Origin of the sequence: Saccharomonospora halophila 8 (genome assembly GCF_000383775.1) — a bacterium.
GTDB classification, from domain to species: Bacteria; Actinomycetota; Actinomycetes; order Mycobacteriales; family Pseudonocardiaceae; genus Saccharomonospora; species Saccharomonospora halophila.
Genome location: NZ_KB912528.1, coordinates 84,941 through 88,275 on the forward strand (window position 1 = coordinate 84,941; position 3,335 = coordinate 88,275).

The window sequence follows — 3,335 nt, forward strand, 5'->3', positions numbered from 1 at the left end:
GGGCCGACGATCGGCAGGTCCATCCGCCGCAGGCACGCCCACATGGTGAGCTGATTCGCGGTCAGCACCGGCTTGCCGAGGGCGGTCTCCAGCGGTTCGATGACGTCGTAGGTGGGCAGGTTCGTACAGCTCACGAAGATGGCTTCGGCGCCCTCGTGGTCGGCGGCGAGGATCCGTTCGGCGATGGTGCGGTAGTTGACCTTCCAGATCCCCCCGCCGAGACCGAGGTGGTCACTCGCCATGGTCTTGACTCCGAGCTCGTCGAGGAAGTCGTGCAGTCTTCCGGTCAGGTCGGCGTCGTACGGGGTCAGCACCGCCAGCTTGCGCAGGTTCAGCAGACGCAGCACCTCCGCGAGTGCCCCGGACGTCGTCACCGCCGCGGGGGCGCCCGCCTCCCGGATGACCGCGCACAGGTCCCGTTCGGCGGGTACGCCGTTGACGAAGCTGCCCGAGCTGCACAGATAGGCCACCACCTCCGGCTCCACGTGCAGCACGTCCCGTGTGGCCGCCGCGAGGTGGGCCGCGTTGCTGACCAGATGGGCCATCTCCATGCTGACCGGCACGGGCTCGTACGGGGTCCGGGCCAGATGCAGCGAGACCTCCATCGGCACCCAGCGCCACAGCTCCCGTTCGAGGGCGAGATCGAACGGGGCGATCACCCCGACGCCGCGCTGCGCCAGCGGGCCGTCGAACACGGGGAAGTCCAGGGCGGCGAAATCCAAGGCTCGCACCTCCGACGGCGATTCTGCAGGAGAGGGCCTCCGGGGTGACTCCTCGGATTGTTGACAATCATACGGCGTACACATACCGTGTCAACGGTGACTGGCAGTCAACCGCCGGTGCTCGCCGTACTCTGCGGTGAGAAGCGCCCCCCGGATATGGAAGCCATGGAGCGGGCGGCGTCGGTCCGTTACACCGACGCCGACGGCCTCGCCGACGCCCTGCACGGGGCCGATGCCCTGTTCGTCTACGACTTCGTTTCCACCGCCGTGCCCGGTGCCTGGCACGCGGCCGACCGTCTGCGATGGCTGCACATCGCCAGCGCCGGGGTCGACCCGGTCATGTTCGACGGTCTGCGGGACAGCGACGTCGTCCTGACCAACTCGCGCGGGGTGTTCGACGGGCCGATCGCCGAGTACGTCCTCGGGGTCGTGCTCGCCTTCGCCAAGGATTTCGCCGGGTCACTGCGGTTACAGGACCAGCATAGGTGGCAGCACCGCGAGACGGAACGGGTGGCGGGCAGGCCGGTGCTGGTCGTGGGTACCGGGCCGATCGGCCGGGCCACCGCCCGGTTGCTCCGTGCGGCGGGACTGCGGGTGACCGGGGCGGGCAGGCGGGCACGCGACGACGACCCGGATTTCGGCACCGTCGTGCCCACCGACGAGTTGACCGAACACCTGCCCGGGTACGACTTCGTGGTGGCGGTGGCGCCGCTGACCGGGGCGACCCGGCACCTCTTCGACGCGCGCACGCTGGGTGCCATGCGGCCCGGTGCGCGCTTCGTCAACGTGGGCCGGGGCGAACTCGTCGTCACCGACGACCTGATCGGGGTCCTGCGATCGGGCCATCTCGGTGGCGCCGCGCTCGACGTGTTCGAGACCGAGCCGCTGCCCGCGGACAGTCCTCTCTGGACGATGCAGAACGTGGTGCTCACCCCGCACATGTCCGGGGACATCGTCGGCTGGCGTAACGCGCTGGTCGAGGTCTTCGCCGACAACTTCGCACGATGGGTGGACGGGCGGCCGCTGCGCAACGTCGTCGACAAGCGACTCGGCTATGTACCCTCACCCGTGACGTGACCGGCGTGCCGTGCGGTCCGCCGCGGGCGTGACACGAGGAGAGTTATGCCGACGCCACCCCTGCTCACCGCGAGCGAACTCGTGGCGGCGTTCTCGTCGGGCGAGCTGTCGCCGGTCGAGGCGACCCGCACCGCGCTCACCACGATCGCCGAGCGCGACGTCGAGCACGGGGCGTTCACTCTGGTCGACCCCGAGTCGGCACTGGAGCAGGCACGCGCCTCCGAGGAACGCTGGCGCGAAGGCAATCCGATCGGCTGGCTCGACGGGGTCCCGGCGTCGATCAAGGACATGTTCCTCACCGAGGGCTGGCCGACGCTGCGGGGGTCGTTGTGCATCGACCGCGACCAGCCGTGGCGGGAGGACAGTCCGGTCACGGCGCGGATGCGCGAGCACGGGCTCGTCCTGCTGGGCAAGACGACCACACCGGAACTGGCCTGGAAGGCGGTCACCGACAGCCCGCTCGACGGGATCACCCGCAATCCGTGGAATCCCGCGCTGACGCCGGGCGGGTCCAGCGGGGGGAGCGCGGTGGCGGTCGCCACCGGGATGGGGGACCTCTCGGTGGGTACCGACGGGGGCGGGTCGGTGCGCATCCCGGCGTCGTTCTGCGGGATCGTCGGCTTCAAGCCGACCGCTGGGCGCATCCCGCTGTACCCGGCCAGCCCGTTCGGGCCGCTGTCGCACGCCGGGCCGATGGCGCGGTCGGTGGACGACGTGGCGCTGCTGCTCGACGTCCTGGCGATCACGGACCCCCGCGATCCCGCCGCGTTGCCGCCGGTGCCCGGTACCTTTCGCGAGGCCGTGCGGCGTGACGTGCGCGGCCTGCGGGCGGCGTACTCCCCGACGCTGGGATACGTCGACGTGGACCCGGAGATCGCCCGGCTGGTCGCCTCCGTGGTCGCGCTGCTCGACGAGGCCGGCCTGACCGTGGAGGAGACGGACCCCGGCTTCGGCGACCCCGCGGAGGCGTTCGGGGTGCTGTGGTCCACCGGTGCGGCGAAGTGGCTCGACTCCTTCCCCGACGGCGCGGCCGAACGCGTGGATCCGGGCCTGCGGGCGGTGTGGGAACAGGGACACACCTATTCGGCGGGCGACTACCTCGACGCGAGCGCGGCCAGGGCGAACCTGGGCATCCACATGGGGGAGTTCCACACCCGGCACGACGTGCTGCTCACCCCGACCCTGCCGATTCCCCCGTTCGAGGCGGGCCACGACGTGCCCCCGGGCAGCGGCTACGAGACCTGGCCGCAGTGGACGCGGTTCTCCTACCCGTTCAATCTGACCCAGCAACCCGCGATCACGGTCCCGGCCGGCTTCACCTCGGCCGGCCTGCCGGTGGGCCTGCAGATCGTCGGCCCCCGCCACTCCGACGACCTGGTCCTCGCGGTCGCCAAACTGGTCGAGGAGATCAACCCCTGGCCCACCGACCGCCCCGCGACCCCCGCGAGTTGACCCGCGGGAACCGCGAGTTGACGCCCGGGACCCGCGAGTCGGCAGTCCGGGACGGCGCGAGCAGGCGCCGCCCGGCAGCACGCG

At 71.2% G+C, this 3,335-nt stretch carries 3 protein-coding genes; 2 read left to right on the forward strand and 1 reads right to left on the reverse strand.

Features of this window, described 5'->3' with window-relative positions; genetic code table 11:
- Window positions 1–722: maleate cis-trans isomerase family protein (locus SACHA_RS0109250; RefSeq protein WP_019809137.1), on the reverse strand; the 722-nt coding region annotated here is incomplete at its 3' end.
- 156 nt (window positions 723–878) lie between these two features.
- On the opposite strand from SACHA_RS0109250, the gene SACHA_RS0109255 reads away from it, so the two are divergent.
- Together SACHA_RS0109255 and SACHA_RS0109260 are read left to right on the forward strand one after the other, a co-directional pair.
- The gene (locus SACHA_RS0109255; RefSeq protein WP_051110148.1) at window positions 879–1,799 is read left to right on the forward strand and encodes a D-2-hydroxyacid dehydrogenase; all 921 of its coding nucleotides are present in this window, start codon (window positions 879–881) and stop codon (window positions 1,797–1,799) included.
- Window positions 1,800–1,844: 45 nt separating this feature from the next.
- Window positions 1,845–3,251 (forward strand): amidase, encoded by a 1,407-nt coding sequence (locus tag SACHA_RS0109260; protein ID WP_019809140.1) that lies wholly within the window; start codon window positions 1,845–1,847, stop codon window positions 3,249–3,251.
- The last annotated feature ends 84 nt before the right edge of the window (window positions 3,252–3,335 follow it).